A 20,264-nucleotide genomic window follows, 5' to 3' on the forward strand; every position below is an offset into this window, starting at 1 on the left:
CCGCCGCGGTGGCCAGGGCCGCCGCGGCCACCGCGGCGCCGAGGAGCACGATCTGCTGGGTCTGCACCCGGACCCCGAGCGCGCGCGCGGTGTCGGCGCCGAAGCGCAGTGCCGCGAGGGTGCGCGCGGAGCCGGCGGCCACGAGCACCACGACGGCGAGACCGGCCAGCGCGGCCCCGGTCCGGTGCCAATCCGCGCCGTTGAGCGATCCGGTGAGCCAGAGCTGGGCGCGCGCGGCGTCGTCCAGGCGGGCCCGGGTGATCAGCCAATTGATACCCGCCAGCAGCAGCGCGTTCACGCCGATGCCGATCAGGATGAACCGTATTCCGCTCAATCCGGTCTCGCCGCCGCTGTCGCGGCCCAGCGCCAGGACGCCGATCAGCGCCGCGGTGAGCAGTCCGCCGACGAGCGCCGCGAGCGGAACACCCAGGGACGCAACGATTCCGGTCGCGGTACCGCCCACTCCGGCCAACACCGCGACGGCGGCGAGGCTCGCGCCGGAGGTGATGCCGAGAACGTCGGGACTGGCGAGCGGATTGTGCAGAATCGACTGGGTGATCGCCCCCGCGATCCCCAGGGCGGCGCCGGCGACCAGGGCGGTGACCGCGCGCGGCAAGCGCGATTCCATGACGACATAGCGCTGCGAGCGGGTGCCGCCGCCGGTCAGCACTTCCAGCACCCGCCCGAATGCGATGTGGTAGTCGCCGACGGCGATGTCCGCGACGAACAGCACGCCGATCGTCACCGCCATGCCGAGCAGCGTCAGCAGCATCGGAATGCGCAGTACCGCGGACATCCCGGCGAAGCGCAGCGCCGGACGCACGCGCGTGAGTGCTGCGGAGGGTCGATCGAGCGCCGGGTCGCTCGGGGCCTGGCCGCGGGCGACCGACGTTCCCGTGATGGCCGCCGGGACGTGGAGCGTGCCGTCGCCGGGGGTGTTCGATGCGGTCGTCGCCGAGTGGACGTCGTTGTGCGAGTTCACAGTTCGGCCACCTTCCGCCGACGGACCAGGGCGATGAAACATGGTGCGCCGACCGCCGCCAGCACGATACCGGCCTGCAATTCCCCGGGCGGGGCGACCACCCGGCCGATGATGTCGGCCAGCACCAGCACGATCGCGCCGAGCAGCGCCGAATACGGAATCAGCCAGCGGTGATCCGGCCCGGTGATCATCCGGCCCAGATGCGGAACCATCAGTCCGAGAAAGGCGATCGGCCCGACCGCCGCGGTCGCGGCCCCGGTCAGCAGGACCACCGCGGTCAGGCCGACGGCGCGATTGCGGGCGATGTTCACGCCCAGCCCACGGGCCACGTCCTCGCCGAGGCCGATCGCGTTGAGCCCGGGAGCGGCCAGGATCGCGAGCACCGCGCCCGCCAAGATGAACGGCGCGACCTGTGCCGTCACCGCGGGCTCGTGTCCGGAGGGCGTGCCGACCACCCAGAACCGGTAGGTGTCGAGGGCGGCGGGATCGAGCAGGATCACCGCGTTGGTCAGCGCCTGCAGCAGCGCGGTGACCGCGGCGCCGGCCAGGACCAGTGTCAGCGGGGTGGACCGACCGCCGCCGGCGGCCGACGCGCCGAACACCACCACACCGGCGACGAGCGCTCCGGCGAAGGCGAACCAGATGTACTCGCTGGGCCGGGTCAGGGCGAACAGATGGATGCCGAGCGCGGCCAGGAAGGCGGCGCCGGCATTGAGTCCGAGCAATCCGGCGTCGGCGAGCGGGTTGCGGGTGTAGCCCTGGATCAGGGTGCCGGCGATGCCGAGTGCGGCGCCGGTGAGCAGCGCGAGAACCGTTCGCGGCAGCCGCAATTCGCGCACGATCCGCTCGGCCTGCCCATCGGCGGGGCAGTGCAGCGGGATGCCGTCCGGGCAGGTCACGGCGTGCCAGACCTCGATGGGAGACAGCGATTTCGCACCGACGGCGAGTCCGGCGACGACGGCGATCAGCAGCACCCCGGCCAGGAGTGCCAGCCCGCCGGTGCGGCGGCGTGCGGTGGTGACTGCGGCGGACACGGCGGACTGCTCCTGGGTGACGCGTTTCATGACGATCGAACCCTTGCTCCCCACGCTCTGGCCGAGCAAGTCTGGTAAGCCTAACCTATCTTCTGTTGCCGACCGTAATGCCGAACGCTGAGGGGGTTCGATGTCCGAACCAGTGACGATTTTCCCGGCCGCCCGTATCGAGCCGGCCTTCGAACAGATCTGCGTGCGGCTGCGGGCGTTACAGCCGGGCCATCCGCGGGTCTACGCCGTGGCGTCGATGGCCGATCAGGGCCGGCGGCGGTGGTGGCGGCTCGCCGACGGGGTGCGGGACGGTCGCATCGAGCTGATGTATCGCCGGCACGCGGCGGAGATGGTCAGCGCGGACATCGCCGCGGAGGTGGTGGCCACCGCACTGATCCATGCCGTCGTGGGCCGCGTGGTCGCCTTGGCCGTCTGCGACAACCGGGCCTGGGATCCGGGCCTCGAGAATCTGTGGGTGCATACCGACAACGACGGGGGCCTGGACTGGGCGGGCGTGTCGGACACCACGATTCGCGTGGTCGAGGGCGATCCGCTGGCCGGGCGCCCGGGTGTGGTGACCCTGCCCTGCGACCGTGCGCTCACGGTCTGGCTCGCGCATCGGTGCGAGCCGGCGCTGAGGCTGGTCGGCGAGAGCCTGTACCGCTGTGCCGGATTGAGCCGGGCCCGATTCTGGAATCTGGTGGGGGAGTCGATCGCCGGCACCGCCACCTACGCGCCCGAACTGGCTCGGACCAGTGTGGATCGCGGTACGCAACGCGGTCGGGCCTTGCTGATGGCTCTGGGTGATCGCGGGTTGCCGGTGCGTCGCTCTTGCTTGGTTAGGTAAGCCTGCCCTACACTCGAATCGGCGTCCGGATCGAGCGCGAGTCCCGAGGGCTGCGGTCGACTCCTCGATCCACTGCCCGCGGCGGGCCCTTCGTCACGTGAGGGGCCCGCCGCGTCGTTTCCGCCGCGGTGCGGATTCGGTTGTCCCGCACCGGATTTGCCCACTGCCGAAAAGGCCCCGGTCACCGCAACGCGAGGACCGGGGCCTTTTCGGCGGATATCAGTGCGTGGCGGCGAAGCCGGTCCGCAGGTCGGCGAGAATGTCGTCGATCCCCTCGATACCGACGGCCAGGCGCACCAGGCCCGGCGTCACGCCGGCGGCGAGCTGCTCCTCGGGGGTCAGCTGCGAATGGGTGGTCGAGGCCGGGTGGATGACCAGCGACCGCACATCACCGATATTGGCCACGTGACTGTGCAGGGTCAGCGCGTCGACGAACTTCTTGCCCGCGTCCACACCTCCGGCCAGCTCGAATCCGACGATGGCGCCGGTGCCCTTCGGTGCGAGTTCGCGGCCGCGCTCGTACCACGGCGAAGACGGCAGACCCGCGTAGAAGACGTTGGTCACCTCCGGCCGCTCGGTGAGGAACTCCGCGACCGCCTGCGCGTTGGCGACGTGCCGCTCCACCCGCAGGCTCAGCGTCTCGAGTCCCTGGCTGATCAGGAACGCGTTGAACGGGGCCACCGCCGAACCCAGATCGCGCAGCAACTGCACGCGCGCCTTGAGCGCGTACGCCGGTGCGCCCAGGTCCGCGAACACCGCGCCGTGGTAGCTGGGATCGGGGGTGGTGAAGCCCGGGAAGCGCGAATTGCCCTGCTCGTCGGTCACTCGCCAGTCGAAGGTGCCGCCGTCGACGATCACGCCCGCGATCGCCGCACCGTGTCCGCCGAGATACTTCGTGGCCGAATGCACCACCACGTCGGCGCCGTGCTTCAGCGGCTGGATCAGATAGGGCGTCGGCACGGTGTTGTCGACGATGAACGGCAGCCCGGCGGTGTGGGCGACCTCGGCGATGCCGGGCAGATCCAGGATGTGGTTCTGCGGGTTGGAGACCGTCTCGCCGTAGAGCGCCTTGGTGTTCGGGCGGATGGCGGCGCGCCACTGATCCAGATCGTCGGGATCCTCGACGAACGAGACCTCGATGCCCAGCTTCGGCAGCGTGTAGTGGAACAGGTTGTAGGTGCCGCCGTAGAGCCGCGGGCTGGACACGATGTGGTCGCCGGCCCCCGCGATGTTGAGGATGGCGAAGGTCTCCGCCGCCTGTCCGGACGACAGCAGCAGCGCCGCCACACCGCCCTCGAGGGCGGCGATGCGCTGTTCGACCGCGTCCTGGGTCGGATTCATGATCCGGGTGTAGATGTTGCCGGGTTCGGCCAGACCGAACAGCGCCGCCGCGTGCGCGGTATCGCGGAAGGTGTAGGAGGTCGTCTGGTAGATCGGCAACGCCCGGGCGTTGGTGGTGCCGTCGGGCACCTGGCCGACGTGGACCTGCTTGGTCTCGAAACTCCAGTTCTGCGCCGGATCGGTCGGCTCGACGGAGTCGGTCATGATTTCAGCTCCCATGGGGTGTGTCGAAGGGATGGAACGGGTCGCGCATCAGACGGCGGGGGCCGCCGGCAAATGTCCGAAACGCCGGATTGTGCTCAAGCGAGTACAGCAGAGTCTTCCAGGTTCGGGGTGATCAATGTGGTGAGAACGGGTGTGTGGCCGGTGGAGATATCGAGCACCGGGCAGTGCGCGTCGACGGCCTGTTGCAGTTCGGCGTACCGCTCGGCCGACTCCGGACCGTCGATCCGCACCTGCACCCGGACCTCCCGGAATCCCGCGCGCACCGCGTCGTCGAGGCCGAAGAAGCCGCGCACGTCGAGATCGCCCTCGGCCCGGATCCGCAGTTGCTCCACCTCGATGCCGAGTCGCTGTGCCCAGAACCGGTAGGTCACCACCTGACAGGAGATCAGGGCCGCGAGGTAGTACTCGACCGGATTCGGCGCGGTTCCCGCACCGCCCAGCGCGGCGGGCTCGTCCACTCGGACCGTATAGGTGCCGGCCGTGACGGCGCTGCCCACGGCACCCTCGGCGATTCCGTCGGCGGTGAACACGACGTGTGCCTTCGCCGGATCGTCGGCCACGGCGCGCGCGGTGGCCTCGACGATGTCGTTGAGCGGAGTACCCGATTCGGCTGTCATAGCCGCCACCGTAGGGGTCCGCGCGCATCGGATCGAGGGTTGCGCTCGCCGTGATCGCAACGCTGTCCGGGCCGCCATCGGTGGCCGATGCCTTGCCGCACAAGCGGTTTCGACGGTGCTCGACGATGTGCCGATCGGCTGCCCGCTGCGGTCCGACCGCGGGCGGTCGCCGTCGCCGCGCAACTCGCGGCCCGACTCCCGCCGCTGCGGCCCGCACCTGCCGCGGTGGTCGCCGGGAACCGAGGGAACCGCCCGCGTCGGCACCGGCGGACCGGGGCGCCCGCGCGTGGTGTAAGTGTTCTTCTATGACACAGCGCGACCGGTTCGATGGTGGCTCGCTGGCGGATGTCACGCCCGAGCAGATGACCCGCTACAGCGAGGGAACCTTCACCGATCTGATCGGTTTGAAGTACACCGAGGTCGGCCCCGATCGGGTGGCCGGCGAATGGGTGGTCTCGCCGCAGCTGCACCAGCCGGCCGGCATCGTCAACGGCGGGGTGTACTGCACCGTCATCGAGACGCTCGCCAGCGTGGGTGGCGGAGTGTGGTTCGGCGACCGCGGCCATGTGGTCGGGGTGAACAACAACACCGATTTCCTGCGCGCGGTGCGCGAGGGCACGCTGCGCGGGGTGGCCACCCCGATTCATCAGGGTCGCTCCCAGCAGTTGTGGCAGGTGCAGATCACCGACGAGCAGGATCGGCTGGTCGCCCGTGGCCAGGTGCGGTTGCAGAACCTGAGCGCGGACGCGCCCGCCAAGGGGTGACCGCCGCGCGCGGATCGTACGGTCGTGCCAGAATGTCGAGCACCGAATCCGATGCCGGCGAAGCTCCGCCGTCCCGAGCAGCCGAGGAGCAGATGTGCGTTTGTCGCCGCACGAGCAGGAACGGCTCATGCTCAGCTACGCGGCCGAACTGGCGCGACGGCGGCAGGCGCGCGGCCTGAAACTCAACCATCCCGAGGCGGTCGCGATCATCACCGATCACGTGCTGGAAGGCGCGCGTGACGGGCGCACCGTCGCGGAGCTGATGACCTCGGGCCGCACGGTGCTGACCCGCGACGACGTCATGGCCGGCGTGCCCGAGATGATCAGCGACGTGCAGGTCGAGGCCACCTTCCCGGACGGCACCAAACTGGTCACCGTCCACCAGCCGATCGACTGAGGCGCCCGTGACGCACACGTCCTCCGCGCAGCCGCCCGGCCCGGTCCCCGGCGAATTCCTGCTCGCCGGCGAGCCGATCGAGATCAACGCCGGCGCCGACCGGGTGCGGCTCGACGTCGTCAACACCGGCGATCGTCCGGTCCAGGTCGGCAGTCACGTGCACTTCCCGCAGGCGAACGCCGCGCTGGAGTTCGATCGTGCGGCCGCGCACGGTCGCCGTCTCGACATTCCGGCCGGCACCGCCGTGCGCTTCGAACCCGGTCTGCCGCAGCGAGTTTCGCTGGTTCCACTGGGCGGCACCCGGGAGGTGCACGGGATCGGCCCGGACGCGCCCGGCCGGCTGGGCCCCGTCCGCCCCGACATCACGGGCGGAACCGCCGAGGAAAGGCCGGTGGATTGATGGCAGAGCTCTCCCGCGCCCGCTATGCCGCACTGTTCGGGCCCACCGTCGGCGACCGGATTCGGCTGGCCGACACCGATCTCCTCGTCGAGATCACCGAAGACCGCTGCGGCGGGCCGGGACTGGCCGGCGACGAGGCGGTCTTCGGCGGCGGCAAGGTACTGCGGGAATCGATGGGCCAGTCGCGCGCCACCCGCGCCGAGGGCACGCCCGACACCGTGATCACCGGTGCGGTGATCATCGACTACTGGGGAATCGTCAAGGCCGACATCGGTATTCGCGACGGCCGCATCTGCGCCATCGGCAAGGCCGGCAACCCCGAGACCATGGACGGCGTGCACCCGGATCTGGTGGTCGGCCCGTCCACCGAGATCATCGCCGGGAACGGCCGGATCCTCACCGCGGGCGCGATCGACTGTCACGTCCACTTCATCTGCCCCCAACTGCTCGACGAGGCGCTCGGCGGCGGCATCACCACGCTGATCGGCGGCGGTACCGGGCCGGCCGAAGGATCCAAGGCCACCACCGTCACGCCCGGGGCCTGGCATCTGGGCCGGATGCTCGAGGCCACCGACGGCTGGCCGGTGAACATCCTGCTGCTCGGCAAGGGCAACACCGTGCGGCCCGAGGCGATGTGGGAGCAATTGCGCGGCGGCGCAGGCGGTTTCAAGCTGCACGAGGACTGGGGCACCACGCCCGCGGCGATCGACGCCTGCCTGACCGTGGCCGACGCCGCGGGGGTGCAGGTCGCCCTGCACTCGGACACGCTCAACGAGGCCGGCTTCGTGGAGGACACGCTCGCCGCGATCGCCGGGCGGGCCATCCACTCGTATCACACCGAGGGCGCCGGCGGCGGGCACGCACCCGACATCATCACCGTCGCGTCCCATCCGAACGTGATGCCCAGCTCGACCAATCCGACTCGGCCGCACACGGTCAACACCCTCGACGAGCATCTCGACATGTTGATGGTCTGCCACCATCTCAATCCGTCGATTCCGGAGGATCTTGCCTTCGCCGAGAGCCGGATCCGCCCCTCGACCATCGCCGCCGAAGACCTGCTGCACGATCTGGGGGCGATCTCGATGATCGGCTCGGATTCGCAGGCGATGGGCCGGATCGGCGAAGTGGTGATGCGCACCTGGCAGACCGCGCACATGATGAAGCGCCGCCGCGGCGCCCTGCCGGGCGACGGTCCCGCCGACAACCACCGGGTGCGGCGCTACATCGCGAAATACACCATCTGCCCCGCGATCACGCACGGACTGGATCGGGAGATCGGCTCCGTGGAGGTCGGCAAACTCGCCGATCTGGTGCTGTGGGAGCCCGCCTTCTTCGGAGTGCGTCCGCACGCGGTGCTCAAGGGTGGCGCGATCGCATGGGCGGCGATGGGCGATGCGAACGCCTCCATCCCGACGCCGCAACCGGTGTTGCCGCGGCCGATGTTCGGTGCCGCCCCGGTGGTCGCCGCCGCGACCTCGGTGCATTTCGTCTCCCCGCAGGCGGTGGCCGACGGGCTCGCCGACCGCCTGCAGGTCCGCCGGCGTCTCGTCCCGGTGGCCGATGTGCGGCGCCGGACCAAGTCCGATCTGCCGCTCAACGACGCGATGCCGCGGATCGAGGTGGACCCGGACACGTTCACCGTCCGGATCGACGGCGAGGTGTGGGAGCAGCAGCCCGCCACCGAACTGCCGATGGCGCAGCGGTACTTCCTGTTCTGACCGGCGCGGCGCAGGGCCGGTCGCGGTGGCAGACTGGGCGCCATGACGAATGCCGAGTGGGGCGCGGTGGATCGCTATCTGGTCGACACACTGATCGGCAGCGAGGATGCCGATGTGGCGCAAGCCAATTCGGAGGCGGGCCTGCCGCCGATCGACGTCTCGCCGCCGCAGGGCAAATTTCTGCAGCTGATCGCGCTGACCGCGGGTGCGCGCCGGGTGCTCGAGATCGGCACGCTCGGCGGGTACAGCACGCTGTGGCTGGCCCGGGCGGTGGGAGCGCAAGGCCGCGTCGTGACCCTGGAATACGACCCGCATCACGCCGAGGTCGCCCGCGCCAATCTCGACCGCAAGGGAGTGGGGGAACGGGTGGAGATCCGGGTGGGCGCCGCGCTGGACACCCTGCCCGGGGTCGCGCAGGATCATCCGGAGCCGTTCGATCTGGTCTTCGTCGACGCCGACAAGATCAACAACGCGGCCTACGCGCAGTGGGCGCTGCGCCTGACCCGGCCGGGTTCGGTGATCATCGTCGACAACGTCGTGCGCCGGGGTGCGCTGGTCGACGGGGATCCGGACGACCCGGCGGTGCGCGGCGGCCGCGAGGTGCTGCGGTTGCTGGCCGACGAACCGCGGGTGTCGGCGACCGTCCTGCAGACCGTCGGCGGTAAGGGCTGGGACGGATTCGTCTACGCGGTGGTCACCGGCTGAGCGGCGGATCGTTCGGCCGCGTGCGGTCGGGTCGCTCGGCCAGTTCACTCCAGAAATCCACGTACGCCTGTTCGTGCCCGATCCCGAGTTCCAATATGCGCGAACGGGATTGGCTCCGCACGGTGTCGTCCGGATCGATGTCGTCGCGCAGTGCGCGGTAACGATCGAGCCAGTGCCGGTGTTCGGCCGCCTGCTGCCGAGCCAGCGCCACCACGTCCTGCGGTTCGCCCAGATCGGCGAAGAACAGTTTCACCTGCGCCGGGTCGCGGGTCTCCGGTGGCGGGCAGTGCGGGTCGGCGAGCCAGGCGCGCAGGGCCTCGCGTCCGGCGTCGGTCAGCTGGAAGACGCGCCGGCGCCGCCCGGTCTCCTCGGCCTCCTCGTGCAGGAGGCCGCGCTCGGCGAGCCGGGCCGGGATGCGGTAGAGCTGCGCGTGCGGGATCGGCCAGAAGTAGTCGACGCTCTCCTCCATCCGCGCCTTCAGTTCGTAGGGGGTCAGTGGTCCGTGCCGGGCGATGAGCCCGAGCACGATGTGGTCCTGCGCTCCCAATGGGGCCATGGTCGTCAGCCTTCGGTTCGGCACCTCGTTGACACGGTCTCGGTGAGACTATAGTTTCATCTCAGTAATACGGTATCAATGAGACTATGGAGTGACGGTGCGCGAGTACGGGATCGAATTGTTCGACCGATGGACGGCGATGTGGAACGGTGAGCTGGAGCTGGCCGAGCGAATCATGGCGCCCCGGTTCACGCTGCGCTACGCGCAACCGGGCGCCGAGATCTACGACACCATTCACGACCCGGCGGCGTTCGCCCGGCAGATCGCCGCGTTCCGGGCGGCCATGCCGGGGCAACGATTCGAGGTGCAGGGCGAGGCGGTCGTCGATCTCGATGCCGACCGCAACGGGTACGTCGCCCGCCCGTACGGTTCCCGGCGGCCCGGGGTCGCGGTCAGCGGCACCGATATCCTGCGCGTCGCCGCGGGCCGGATCGTCGAGGTCTGGTCGGTGTCCGGGGGCGCCCAGGGGCGTTCGTACTACTGACGGCCTACCCGTGATCGGGCTGCGCCGCCCGCTGCCGGCAGCGGGCGGCGAATCCGTCGCACATCGCCGAGAGGCCCGAGCGCAGTTGCCGGACCGGATCGAGTAGATCGCCCAGGCCGGTGCCCTCGAGCGGGGCCAGCGCGGGCGGGCTGGGCCAGCGCGGAGTGCCCTCGAGGAGGGCGGTCAGCCCGGAGGATTCGTCGTGCTCCTCGTCGCGAGCGGCGAGCAGGGTAGCGCTGACCTGCTGCAATGCGATGCCGGCGATATAGCTCCAGACCTCGAGTCCCATCGCCGTGGCCTCGCGCCGGTCGTCGGTCAGTTCCAGGAATCCCTCGGTGAGCCAGGCCAGGCAGGCCAGGCTGTGCGGGCCGAAGTTGTAGCGCGGCACCGCGAAGGTGAACAGCACCCACGGATGCAGCCGGTAGAGCTGCCAGTCGATCTCGGCCGCCGTATGGACGCGGTCGCGCCAAGTCCAGCCCGGTTTCGGTTCCGGATACGGATGCCGGCCGGCCACCTCGTCGGTCATATCGGCCAGCAGCGCGTCCTTGTTCGGCACGTGCCGGTAAAGCGACATCGCACCCACCCCCATCCGGTCCGCGATCCGGCGCATCGACAGCGCCTCGATGCCGTCCGCATCGGCCAGGGCGATGGCGGTGTCGACGATCGCGGCACGGGTGAGCCGCTCGGGCTGGGAATGTTTCGGCATCGAAACTCGCTTTCCTTTCCACGACCGGATGCGTACGCTGTACTCCGGCCCGCGTACGACGTACGCACGAGTTGTAAGGATAGGTGATGGTCGGCATTGAAACCTCGGCGGCGGTAGACCCCGCGTCGAGCGCAACTCCCCGGCGGGCATGGCTGGGTTTGGCGGTATTGATCCTGCCCGTCCTGCTGGTGTCGATGGATATGTCGGTGCTGTACCTGGCGATGCCGACGCTGACCGAACATCTCGACCCCTCGGCCGAACAGCAACTGTGGATCCTCGACATCTACGGGTTCATGATCGCCGGACTGCTGATCACCATGGGCAATCTCGGCGATCGCATCGGTCGCCGCAACATTCTGCTGGCCGGCGCGGCGGTCTTCGGGCTGGCCTCGCTGCTGGCCGCCTTCGCACCCAGCGCCGGTGTGCTGATCGCCGCGCGGGCGCTGATGGGTATGGGCGGCGCGACGTTGCTGCCGTCCAGCCTGGCATTGATCTCGAGCCTGTTCCCGGACCCGCGGGCCCGCGGTACCGCGATCGGCGTGTGGACCGCGTTCTTCGCCGGCGGTTCGGCGGTCGGCCCGGTGATCGGCGGGCTGCTGCTGCACAAGTTCTGGTGGGGGTCGATCTTCCTGATCAACACGCCCGTCCTGCTGGTGCTGCTGGCGGTGGGCCCGCTGGTCCTGCCGGAACATCGTGCCGCCGGTCGCGGGCCGCTGGACCCGGTGAGCGTGGTGCTGTCCATCGGGGGCATTCTGCCGCTCGTGTACGCCGTGAAGCGGGCCGCGGCCGAGGGGATCGATGCCGTGTCGATCGTGCTGGGCCTGATCGGCGTCGCGGTGCTGGTGGCCTTCGTCCGGCGGCAGCGGGTGCTGGCCGAACCGCTGCTGGACCTGAGCCTGTTCCGGCGCGGACTGTTCCGGGTGGCGATCGGCTCGTCGACGGTGGGAATGATGTCGCTGGCCGGGATGAGCTATCTGACCAGCATCTATCTGCAATCGGTCGCCGGGCGGGACGTTCTCGGTGCGGCGCTGCTCGGAATTCCCGCGGCGATCGCGGTCTTCGTCTGCTCGATGGGCGGGGCACGGGTCGCCCGAAGGTTGGGTACGCGCGGTTCGTTCGTGCTGGCGCTGAGCTCCGCGGCGGTGGGCAATCTGCTGCTGCTCGGCATCGGCGTCGACGGCGGAATCGGCTGGTACCTGGCCGGATCCACGATCGCCGGGCTCGGTTACGGCATCGTGTTCACCCTGGTGTCGGAGGTGGCGGTCTCGTCGGTGCCGGCTGAACGGGCGGGGTCCGCGGTCGGCATCTCCGAAACCAGCTTCGAACTCGGCAATGCGCTCGGGCTGTCGATGCTGGGCTCACTGGCCGCCCTGGTGTTCCGGTCGGGCGGTGACTTCGCCGACACCCTCGGGGAGACCCTCGTGCGGTACGGCGGCGACAAGGCGGTGGTGCACGCGGCGCAGACGTCGTTCGTCACCGGCATGCACGCCGCGGTGGCGGTGGGCGCCGTGCTGTTGATCGTCATGGCGATCGCCGCTGCGGCCACCTCGGGCCGCCGCCCTCGTCGCGACGCGGCCGTGGATCCGGCCACCGCCCAGGCGCACTGACCGATCCGGCGGCGACGTTCCCGGCATCGGTGACGATTCCGGCCCGCCGGTGCGGGCGGGCCAATAGAGTCGGCGACTGTGACAGCTTCCGCCGCGCAGGGGCGCCCACTGGCCGAGCGGGTCGCGACCCGGCTGCTCTATCCGACGTCGCGGCCCCGGGACCGGGCCCTGCGCGCGGCCGTCTCCGGCCGCGTCGTGCTCGTGACCGGGGCCTCGCACGGAATCGGTAAGGTCACCGCGGCCAAACTCGCGGCCGCCGGGGCGGTGGTGGTGATGGTGGCGCGTTCGGCCGCGGAGCTGCAAGCCGCGGCCGATGCCATTGCCGCAGATGGCGGAATCGCACACACCTACACCGCCGATCTGACCGATATGGCGGCCGTCGACGCGCTGGCGCGCGAGGTACTCGCCACCCACGGCCGGGTCGACGTGGTGATCAACAACGCGGGCCGCTCGATTCGCCGGTCGATCGCCGAATCCTACGACCGCTTCCACGATTTCACCCGCACCATCGATATCAACTACCTCGGCCCGGTCCGCCTGCTGCTGGCGCTGCTGCCCGCGATGCGCGAACGCGGGCAGGGGCATATCGTCAACATTTCGACGTGGGGGCTGCGGATGCCGCCGGCGCCGCGGTGGGCCGCCTACGGCGCGTCGAAGGCGGCGTTCGATCAATGGCTGCGCACGGTCGCCACGGAGATCGCGGCCGACGGGCTCACCACCACTTCGGTATACATGCCACTGGTGCACACCCGGATGAGCGCCCCCACCGATTTCGGCTCCATGCCCGGACTCACCGCGGCGGAGGCCGCCGATCTCGTCTGTCATGCCGTCGTCGCCAAACCGGTGGAGATCTCGCCGTGGTGGAGCGGCCCGTTGCAGGCCTGGGCCGACCTCACCCGCGGCCCGGCCCAGCGCCTGATGGCCCGCGGCTTCCGCTCCGGCTGACCGCTGTTCCTACGGCTCGAGGACGACCTTGCCGGTGGTGGCGCGGTTCTCGAGTGCGCGATGCGCGGCCGCGGCATCGGCGAGGGCGAACCGGTGCACCGCCGGTCGCAACCGGCCCGACGCCGCCTCCGCCAGCGCCCGGGTCTCCAAGGCGGCGATCCCGCCGCCGCGTTCGAGCAGCTGCGGACCGAGTACCGAACGCGAGGTGATCCTGCGGTCGGCGAGGTGTCCTTCAGGGAATTCGATCGGCGCGTCGCTCCATCCGAAGATCAGGTGGGTGCCGCCCGGTGCCAGCAGATCGACCGCGGCCCGGCCCGCGGCGCCGCCGACCCCGTCGAAAACCCAGCGTGCGGGCCGCTCGCCGTATCGTTCGCGCACCGCCTCCGGCCAGCCGGGATCGGTGTAGTCGAGGGCGAGATCGGCGCCGTTGGCCGCCACCGCCGCGACCTTGCTCGGGCCACCGGCGAGCCCGACGACCGTGACCCCGGCACTGCGCAGGTACTGCACCAGCAGGGTGCCGATCCCACCCGCCGCGGCCGGAACCACCGCCAGCTGTCCCGGGGCGAGTTCGGCGAAGCCGAGGATGCCGAGCGTGGTCCGTCCGGTGCCGATCATCGCCACGGCCACGGCCGGGTCCAGATCGTCCGGAATCCGGTGCAGCCGTTGCGCATCCGCGACCGCCAGTTCGGCGTAACCACCCGGTGCCGCGCCCAGGTGGGTGACGACCCGGGCGCCGAGCAGCTCCGCGTCGACGCCGGGACCGACGAGGTCGACGACGCCGGCCACCTCGCGGCCGGGAATCGTCGGCAAGTCGGGGGCGGGATAGGGACCGGGCTCGCCGTTGCGCAGCTTGGTGTCGATCAGATGGATTCCCGCCGCCGCGACGGTGATTCGGACCTGACCGGCGCCGGGCACCGGATCGGGGACGGATTCGTAACGCAGATTCTCGGCCGGACCGAATTCGTGCAGGCGTATCGCTTTCATCGCTCCACCCTGCAACCTCGACCTTTGTCGAGGTCAAGAATTCGGCGCGGGCGCCGGGGGTGATCCCTGCCACTGCCGTTCGGGTGCGCGGTCACGTCCGCACACCGTCGGCCTCGCGTGGCGCCGCTCTAGGATCGACACTCGAGATCGGCCGCGGAAAGGATGCCCATGAGCCTGGCGATGGTGATGTCGCTCGCCGATTCGCGGCTGCCCATCGGCGGGCATGTGCATTCCGGCGGCATCGAGGAGGCGATCGCCTCCGGCATCGTCCGCGACGTCGACACCGTGGCCGCCTACCTGCGCCGCCGGATCCGCAGCACGGGACTGGTCACGGCCTCGTTGGCGGCGGCGGTGTGCGCGGGCACCCTCACGGTGCCGGCGGGGGAGGCGGAGGCGGATGCCCGCACGCCCGCACCCGCCGCCCGCACCGCCTCTCGGGCGCAGGGTCGCGGCCTGCTGCGGATGGCGAAATCCGCATGGCCGCAGCACGATTGGTCGGAATTGGGCAGCCGGCCGCATCTGTCCACGGCCTTCGGGGTGGTGGGCCGGGTCGCGGGGCTGGCGCCCGAGCAGATCGCCGGTGTCGTGGTCTATACGACGATGACCGGCGCCGCCACCGGCGCCCAGCGGTTGTTGGCGTTGGATCCGGCCGCCGTCGCCGCGACCACGCTGGCGCTGGCCCAGCTGTGCGACGAGACCGCGCACGCGGCGACGACCGGTCTCGCCGCCCTGTCCGACCCGCTCGGCGACGTCCTCGCGCAACGCCATCTCGACCGCGAGATGCCGTTGTTCGCCTCCTGACACCGCCTCGTTCGATGGCTCGGATCGGCAGTCGGTAACACCCGGTTCACATGGGTGGGTCACGATGGGCGGCACACGCCCATGCCGGAAGGAGAGCCATGCCGCCGCACCTGATCGATGGCGAACCGCACGACCACACCCACGACCGGCCCAAACGGGTCCGGACGCCGGGGGAGCCGCTGCGCATCGGGATCGGCGGACCCGTCGGCTCCGGGAAGACGGCGCTGGTTGCCGCGTTGTGCCGGCAACTGCGCACGGAGCTGTCGCTGGCGGTGCTGACCAACGACATCTACACCACCGAGGACGCGGACTTCCTGCGCCGGCACGCCGTGCTGCCCGACGAACGGATCACCGCGGTGCAGACCGGCGGCTGCCCGCACACCGCCATCCGCGACGACATCACGGCCAACCTGGATGCCATCGACGATCTGATCGAAGCCAATCCGGGCCTCGATCTGATCCTGGTCGAATCCGGGGGTGACAATCTGACCGCGACCTTCTCCGCGGGCCTGATCGACGTGCAGATCTTCGTCGTGGACGTGGCCGGCGGGGACAAGGTGCCGCGCAAGGGTGGGCCGGGAGTCACGTTCTCGGATCTGCTCGTGATCAACAAGACCGATCTGGCCCCGATGGTGGGCGCCGATCTCGAGGTGATGCGGCGAGATTCGGCCGCGGTCCGGGAGGGTCGCCGTTTCGTCTTCACCTCGCTGACCGAGGATCCGGCCGCGACGCCGGTACTGACCTGGGTTCGTGAACAGCTGCGAGCGGCCGCCGAGGCCGATGCCGCCCGGCTCGCCGGCGCCGGGGAAAGCGCTGTTGCGCACTGAGATTCGTATCGTCGCGCGGGCCGGGGCGCTGCCTGGGCTGGCGGCCACCGGCGCGCTGGCGGCGCGCCGCACCGGGCCGGACACCGTTCATCTGATCGGGGCGGCCGCCACTCCGCTCGGCGGCGACGAGGTGGAGATCGAGGTGGTCGTCGAATCCGGCGCCCGGCTGGTGCTGCGTTCGGTGGCGGCGACCATCGCGCTGCCGGGCCGCCACACCCAGTTCTCGTCGGCGCGCTGGTATTTCGATGTCGCGCCCGGCGCCGAACTGGATGTGGACCCGGAGCCGACCGTCGTCGCGGGCGGCGCCGAGCATCGTTCGACGACCGAGATGCGGGTGGCCGCCGGCGCCCGGGTCCGGGTGCGGGAACGGGTGCAGATCGGTCGCAGCGGTGAGGATCACGGCTTCTGGTGCGGCGACCTGATCGCCGATGCCGATGCGCGGCCGCTGATCCGGCACCGGCTGGAACTGGGCGGGTCCGCCGCCACCGACGACCGGCTGGCCGCCCCGCGGGCATTGTGCAGTGAGCTGCGCTATCCGGACGGACGTCCCGCCGGGACCACGGGACTGGCCGGGGCGACACTGCCGCTGGCGGCCGGCGGCACGCTGTCCACCTGGACGGGGGCACGACTGCCCGGTGGCATCTGAATCCGCTGCGGATCGGTTCCACCGGGCGTCGCGCGGAGTCGATCAGTCCCCGACGACGCGCGGCGGGGCGTTGTAGGCCGACACCGCCCCGACGACGGCACCCGCGGCCGCACCGGCCATCGCCGCCGGCACGGTGATGATTCCGGCGCCGACGGCCGCGCCGAGGGCCGGACCCGCCACCAGGCCGATCGGCAGCAGGGGCAGGCCGGCGACCAGCCCGACCACCCCGCCGACCATGCCGGATGTGACGGCGACCGGCGTCGCCGCGGCGGCGCCGGCGACGGCACCCATCGCGGCCGTGCCCATGGTCTGCCCGGCGATCCGATCGGAACGGCTGCGTTCCATGCCGATCGAGTCCAGGAAGGTGGCCAGATCCGCCTCGGTCTGCGCGGAGCGGTCGTTGATCATGATGGCCTGTTCCCGATCCATCCAGGCCGGTGCGTCGACCTGCACGTCGCCGAATCGGAACTTGCCCGGCGGCGGGGCGATCGGTGGCACCGGAGCGACCGGCACCGGCGGGTGCAGAACACCGACGGGTGACAGGTAGCTCTTGTCCGGCATCGGCCGCGCCGACTGCAGCGACGTCAAGGTGTTCTGCGGAATGTGCATCCCCTCGTACGGGTGCACGTTCGGGGCCTGGGCGGCCGGCCACTGCTGCGGCGCGTGATCGACCTGGGTGGTCGAATCCGACCGCGACGGCGCGGCATTCGCCGTTCCGGTACCGACGACCGCGAGGATCAGGGGAACCGCACCCGCCGCGACGACATTGCCCATCCGCACCCGGTGCGGACTCGGCGCCCGGTGTTTACCTGCGGCCATGAAGAACCTCTCTGCTCGGCGACATGTGTCTCGGATGTGCTGCCCGACATTCGAATCCGCGCCGGTCGTGGATGGGTTCACGGCGTGTCTTTCCGCATGTCGCCGGCGGAATGTGCTGGGCGCGGCCGCGGACGGCAGGGCGTCGGGTCCGGTAACAGCGTAGGGCCGCAAGCGGAAATGCTTGCGGCCCTGGAGTTTTCGTGATGCGGGTTCTTCGTGATGCAGGGTTCTTCGTGATGCGTGGGTGGAGATCAGGGTGTGACGGCGGCCTGCGGTTCGGTCGCCGGCGCGGCGTTGCCGTTGACCGCACCGACCACCGCGCCCACGGCGGCGCCGACGGTGACCATCGGGGCGGTGACGAGTGCCGCTGCGGCGGGCGCGCCCACACCGTGGCGAACGGGGCGCCCGGTGGCAGCATCGGCAGCCCGGACGGCGTGCCTTTCTGTCTCTCCGCGTGTCGCGCGGACGCCGAGGATCGGATCGGCGCGACACGCGGATGAGCCGGTCGAGAGGACCGGCCGCAGGTCAGCCGGCCGGGGGCCGGGGCGTGCGTGACGTCGCGGATTCGTCTGTGCCGGAAGGGGTTCCGGCGTCGGCGCCCGAATCGGCCGGACCGCCGGTCTCCGATCCGTCCTTCGCCTCGCTCGGTGTGCCCGGTGCCGGCGTGTCGCCGATCTCGGCGCGGACCTCCCGGGCGTCGGACTCGTTGCCGTTCATGGCCTCGAGCGCCAGCCGGGCGAAGACCCACTGCTCGGTCGCGGCCATCTGCCCGCGGTTGCGGCCCAGGAAGGCGACGAACCACTGGAACACCGTGACCGTGCGGCTGCGGTAGCCGATCAGGTAGTACAGGTGCAGTACCAGCCAGATGAGCCAGGCGAAGAAGCCGGAGAATTCCAGCTTGCCGATCTGGCAGACGGCGTTGAACCGCGACACCGTCGCCATACTGCCCTTGTTGAAGTACTTGAACGGTTTGCGCTGGTCGGGCGTTTGCTTACCGGCGACCTCGGCCTTGATCTGCTTGGCCGCGTAGGTGGCGCCCTGAATGGCGCCCTGCGCCTGGCCGGGGACCCCGGGCACCGACATCAAATCGCCGACGACGAAGACGTTGGGATAGCCCTTGATGGTCAGGTCCGGTTCCACGATCACGCGACCGGCGCGGTCGGTCTCGGTGCCCTTGGACCGTTCGGCCAGCATCTTGCCGAGCTCGCTGGCCTGCACGCCGGCCGACCACACCTTGCAGGCCGATTCGATGCGGCGTTCGGTGCCGTCCTTGTCCCGGACGGTGACGCCGCGCGCGTCCACGTCGGTGACCATGGCGTTGAGCTGGATCTCGACACCCATCTTCTCGAGCCGGCGCTGTGCCTTGCCGCCCAGTTTGGGGCCCATCGGCGCGAGCACCGCGCCCGCGCCCTCGATCAACAGCACCCGCGCATCGCGGGGGTCGATGTTGCGGAAGGTGCCGACCAGGGTGCGATCGGCGAGTTCGGCGATCTGGCCGGCCAGTTCGACACCGGTCGGGCCCGCGCCGACCACGACGAAGGTGAGGAACCGGTCGCGCTCCTCCTGGGTCTTGGCGAGCTCCGCCTCCTCGAACGAGCCCAGGATCCGCGCCCGCAGTTCCAGCGCGTCGTCGATGGTCTTCATTCCGGGCGCGTAGGTGGCGAAGTGGTCGTTGCCGAAGTAGGACTGCTGCGCACCGGTGGCGACGATCAGGCTGTCGAAGGAGGTGACGGTGTCCTGGTTGAGCAGCTTGGAGGTCACCGTCCGATTCACCAGGTCGATATCGTGGACCTCGCCCAGAATCACCTGGGTGTTGCGGTGCTTGCGCAGCACGATGCGGGTGGCGGGGGCGATCTCGCCGGTGGACAGGATGCCGGTGGCGACCTGATAGAGCAGTGGCTGGAACAGGTGCGTGGACGTCTTGGAGATCAGTACGACGTCGACGTTGTCGTGCTCGAGATGCTTGCACGCGAACAAGCCGCCGAAGCCGGATCCGATCACCACCACCCGGTGGCGTCGGTTCTCGACAGTTTCGGTTCCCATCTGCGCTCCTCGCCGGACGTTCGGTCTACGACAGGCTCAACGGTAGTCGGCTACCCGGGGGCAGTCACGACGAGCACCGAATGTCGGCGCGTCCGCACCCCGTACCGCGTTTCGGTGCTCGGATCAGGGGTATCCGAGCTCGGCTCGCACCGCCGTCTCGGCGCCCACGAGAGGCCCGGTCAACCGGTCGCCGCCGATACTCTCCACCGTCGGCCAGAGGAAGGCGGCGAGCTGATCGACGAATTCCGCGCGCGAGCGCGTCGGTTGCTGCATCCACGCCTCGGTGGACATCAGGATCGCCCCGACGGTGGCGGTCGCCCAGATCCGGGCCAGCGCCGGGTCCGCATCCAGCCGGCGCAGAATGATGTCGAAAACCGATGTCGCCCAGTCGGATACCCGCGTGAAGAACGGGCGGTGCTCGGCGTCACCGCTCTCCAGGCGCTGCATCATCACGTGGTGCAGATTCGGGTTGGCATCGACGAAATCGCACATCAGCATCACCACGGCGCGGAGTAGTTGCCGTGCCGGGAGGGCTTGGGCGAGTAGGTCGTTCGCGGCGGCGATGATGGCGTTCATATGCCGTTCGGCCAGCGCGTCGACCAGTGCGGACAGATCCGGGAACACCGCGTACACGGCGGTGCGCGCATAGCCGGCCTCGGCGGCGACCTGCGCGATGGTCATTCGCGGTCCCGACGTCGCGACCACCCGTTCGGCCGCGTCGAGGATCTCGGCGCGGCGACGCTCGGGATCGCGGGGCGGTCCGGGCGGGCGACCGGGGCGTCGAATCTCTGTGTCCCTTGTCACAGCGCGATTCTACCTTTA

23 protein-coding genes are annotated in these 20,264 nt (G+C 70.3%); 12 read left to right on the top strand and 11 right to left on the bottom strand.

Annotated features, from left to right (window positions below; all coding sequences use genetic code 11):
* Together ON37_RS11725 and ON37_RS11730 are read right to left on the bottom strand one after the other, a co-directional pair.
* Positions 1-982 (bottom strand): FecCD family ABC transporter permease (locus tag ON37_RS11725; RefSeq protein ID WP_051031488.1); only part of this gene is annotated, 982 nt, incomplete at its 3' end.
* Positions 979-2,046 (bottom strand): FecCD family ABC transporter permease, encoded by a 1,068-nt coding sequence (locus ON37_RS11730; RefSeq protein WP_051031489.1) that lies wholly within the window; start codon positions 2,044-2,046, stop codon positions 979-981. The genes ON37_RS11730 and ON37_RS11725, both read right to left, overlap by 4 nt.
* 100 nt (positions 2,047-2,146) lie before the next feature.
* Here ON37_RS11730 and ON37_RS11735 point away from each other — a divergent pair, with 100 nt between their 5' ends.
* On the top strand, positions 2,147-2,854 hold the full coding sequence (locus tag ON37_RS11735; RefSeq protein WP_051031490.1) for a hypothetical protein: 708 nt from the start codon (positions 2,147-2,149) through the stop codon (positions 2,852-2,854).
* Between the two features lie 219 nt (positions 2,855-3,073).
* Here the strand turns inward: ON37_RS11735 and ON37_RS11740 are convergent, their stop codons facing one another.
* Positions 3,074-4,399 (bottom strand): bifunctional o-acetylhomoserine/o-acetylserine sulfhydrylase, encoded by a 1,326-nt coding sequence (locus ON37_RS11740; protein ID WP_040719103.1) that lies wholly within the window; start codon positions 4,397-4,399, stop codon positions 3,074-3,076.
* 95 nt (positions 4,400-4,494) lie between these two features.
* Positions 4,495-5,037, bottom strand: a complete 543-nt coding sequence (locus ON37_RS11745) for an OsmC family protein (protein WP_040719104.1) — start codon at positions 5,035-5,037, stop codon at positions 4,495-4,497.
* 305 nt (positions 5,038-5,342) lie between these two features.
* Between ON37_RS11745 and ON37_RS11755 the strand changes: the two genes are divergently transcribed.
* From ON37_RS11755 to ON37_RS11775, 5 genes are all read left to right on the top strand, one after another.
* A complete protein-coding gene (locus tag ON37_RS11755; protein WP_174362098.1) occupies positions 5,343-5,801 on the top strand; it encodes a PaaI family thioesterase in 459 nt (152 codons plus the stop codon).
* A 94-nt stretch (positions 5,802-5,895) separates the two neighbouring features.
* Positions 5,896-6,198, top strand: coding sequence for an urease subunit gamma (locus ON37_RS11760; RefSeq protein ID WP_040719107.1), 303 nt, complete (start codon positions 5,896-5,898; stop codon positions 6,196-6,198).
* A gap of 7 nt (positions 6,199-6,205) precedes the next feature.
* Positions 6,206-6,598 (top strand): urease subunit beta, encoded by a 393-nt coding sequence (locus tag ON37_RS11765; protein ID WP_051031491.1) that lies wholly within the window; start codon positions 6,206-6,208, stop codon positions 6,596-6,598.
* Positions 6,598-8,319, top strand: a complete 1,722-nt coding sequence (locus ON37_RS11770; protein ID WP_040719108.1) for an urease subunit alpha — start codon at positions 6,598-6,600, stop codon at positions 8,317-8,319. Before ON37_RS11765 ends, ON37_RS11770 begins: the two co-directional genes overlap by 1 nt.
* Positions 8,320-8,361: 42 nt before the next feature.
* Positions 8,362-9,024 carry an O-methyltransferase gene (locus ON37_RS11775; protein WP_040719110.1) on the top strand — a complete coding sequence of 221 codons (663 nt, stop codon included), beginning with the start codon at positions 8,362-8,364 and terminating at the stop codon, positions 9,022-9,024.
* Here ON37_RS11775 and ON37_RS11780 read toward each other — a convergent pair.
* Positions 9,014-9,580, bottom strand: coding sequence for a PadR family transcriptional regulator (locus ON37_RS11780; protein ID WP_040719112.1), 567 nt, complete (start codon positions 9,578-9,580; stop codon positions 9,014-9,016). The genes ON37_RS11775 and ON37_RS11780 overlap by 11 nt on opposite strands.
* A gap of 91 nt (positions 9,581-9,671) precedes the next feature.
* On the opposite strand from ON37_RS11780, the gene ON37_RS11785 reads away from it, so the two are divergent.
* The gene (locus tag ON37_RS11785) at positions 9,672-10,064 is read left to right on the top strand and encodes a nuclear transport factor 2 family protein (protein ID WP_040719114.1); all 393 of its coding nucleotides are present in this window, start codon (positions 9,672-9,674) and stop codon (positions 10,062-10,064) included.
* Between the two features lie 4 nt (positions 10,065-10,068).
* On the opposite strand, the gene ON37_RS11790 is transcribed toward ON37_RS11785, so the two are convergent.
* Positions 10,069-10,770, bottom strand: coding sequence for a TetR/AcrR family transcriptional regulator (locus ON37_RS11790; protein ID WP_040719115.1), 702 nt, complete (start codon positions 10,768-10,770; stop codon positions 10,069-10,071).
* Positions 10,771-10,856: 86 nt separating this feature from the next.
* Between ON37_RS11790 and ON37_RS11795 the strand changes: the two genes are divergently transcribed.
* Positions 10,857-12,377: an MFS transporter gene (locus ON37_RS11795; RefSeq protein ID WP_051031492.1), complete on the top strand. Its 1,521-nt coding sequence runs from the start codon at positions 10,857-10,859 to the stop codon at positions 12,375-12,377.
* 78 nt (positions 12,378-12,455) lie between these two features.
* Positions 12,456-13,322 (top strand): SDR family NAD(P)-dependent oxidoreductase, encoded by an 867-nt coding sequence (locus ON37_RS11800; RefSeq protein ID WP_245553164.1) that lies wholly within the window; start codon positions 12,456-12,458, stop codon positions 13,320-13,322.
* A 9-nt stretch (positions 13,323-13,331) separates the two neighbouring features.
* On the opposite strand, the gene ON37_RS11805 is transcribed toward ON37_RS11800, so the two are convergent.
* Complete coding sequence (locus tag ON37_RS11805) at positions 13,332-14,306, bottom strand: zinc-binding dehydrogenase (RefSeq protein WP_040719116.1); 975 nt, start codon at positions 14,304-14,306, stop codon at positions 13,332-13,334.
* 168 nt (positions 14,307-14,474) lie between these two features.
* Between ON37_RS11805 and ON37_RS11810 the strand changes: the two genes are divergently transcribed.
* The 3 genes from ON37_RS11810 to ON37_RS11820 all read left to right on the top strand — a co-directional run bounded on the left by ON37_RS11810 (position 14,475) and on the right by ON37_RS11820 (position 16,580).
* Positions 14,475-15,107, top strand: coding sequence for an urease accessory protein UreF (locus tag ON37_RS11810; RefSeq protein WP_040719117.1), 633 nt, complete (start codon positions 14,475-14,477; stop codon positions 15,105-15,107).
* 98 nt (positions 15,108-15,205) lie between these two features.
* Positions 15,206-15,934 carry an urease accessory protein UreG gene (gene ureG, locus ON37_RS11815; protein ID WP_040719118.1) on the top strand — a complete coding sequence of 243 codons (729 nt, stop codon included), beginning with the start codon at positions 15,206-15,208 and terminating at the stop codon, positions 15,932-15,934.
* The gene (locus ON37_RS11820) at positions 15,924-16,580 is read left to right on the top strand and encodes an urease accessory protein UreD (RefSeq protein ID WP_040719131.1); all 657 of its coding nucleotides are present in this window, start codon (positions 15,924-15,926) and stop codon (positions 16,578-16,580) included. The genes ureG and ON37_RS11820 overlap by 11 nt, the downstream gene beginning before the upstream one ends.
* Positions 16,581-16,622: 42 nt before the next feature.
* On the opposite strand, the gene ON37_RS11825 is transcribed toward ON37_RS11820, so the two are convergent.
* The 4 genes from ON37_RS11825 to ON37_RS30935 form a co-directional block, all read right to left on the bottom strand.
* Positions 16,623-17,399: a hypothetical protein gene (locus ON37_RS11825; protein WP_051031493.1), complete on the bottom strand. Its 777-nt coding sequence runs from the start codon at positions 17,397-17,399 to the stop codon at positions 16,623-16,625.
* A 251-nt stretch (positions 17,400-17,650) separates the two neighbouring features.
* On the bottom strand, positions 17,651-17,785 hold the full coding sequence (locus tag ON37_RS34470) for a hypothetical protein (protein WP_281004684.1): 135 nt from the start codon (positions 17,783-17,785) through the stop codon (positions 17,651-17,653).
* Between the two features lie 139 nt (positions 17,786-17,924).
* The gene (locus ON37_RS11830; protein ID WP_083892918.1) at positions 17,925-19,442 is read right to left on the bottom strand and encodes an NAD(P)/FAD-dependent oxidoreductase; all 1,518 of its coding nucleotides are present in this window, start codon (positions 19,440-19,442) and stop codon (positions 17,925-17,927) included.
* Positions 19,443-19,565: 123 nt separating this feature from the next.
* Positions 19,566-20,246: a TetR/AcrR family transcriptional regulator gene (locus ON37_RS30935; RefSeq protein WP_157171433.1), complete on the bottom strand. Its 681-nt coding sequence runs from the start codon at positions 20,244-20,246 to the stop codon at positions 19,566-19,568.
* Between the last annotated feature and the right edge of the window lie 18 nt (positions 20,247-20,264).

The sequence above is a fragment of the Nocardia veterana NBRC 100344 genome, from assembly GCF_000308855.1.
Classification (GTDB): Bacteria; Actinomycetota; Actinomycetes; order Mycobacteriales; family Mycobacteriaceae; genus Nocardia; species Nocardia veterana.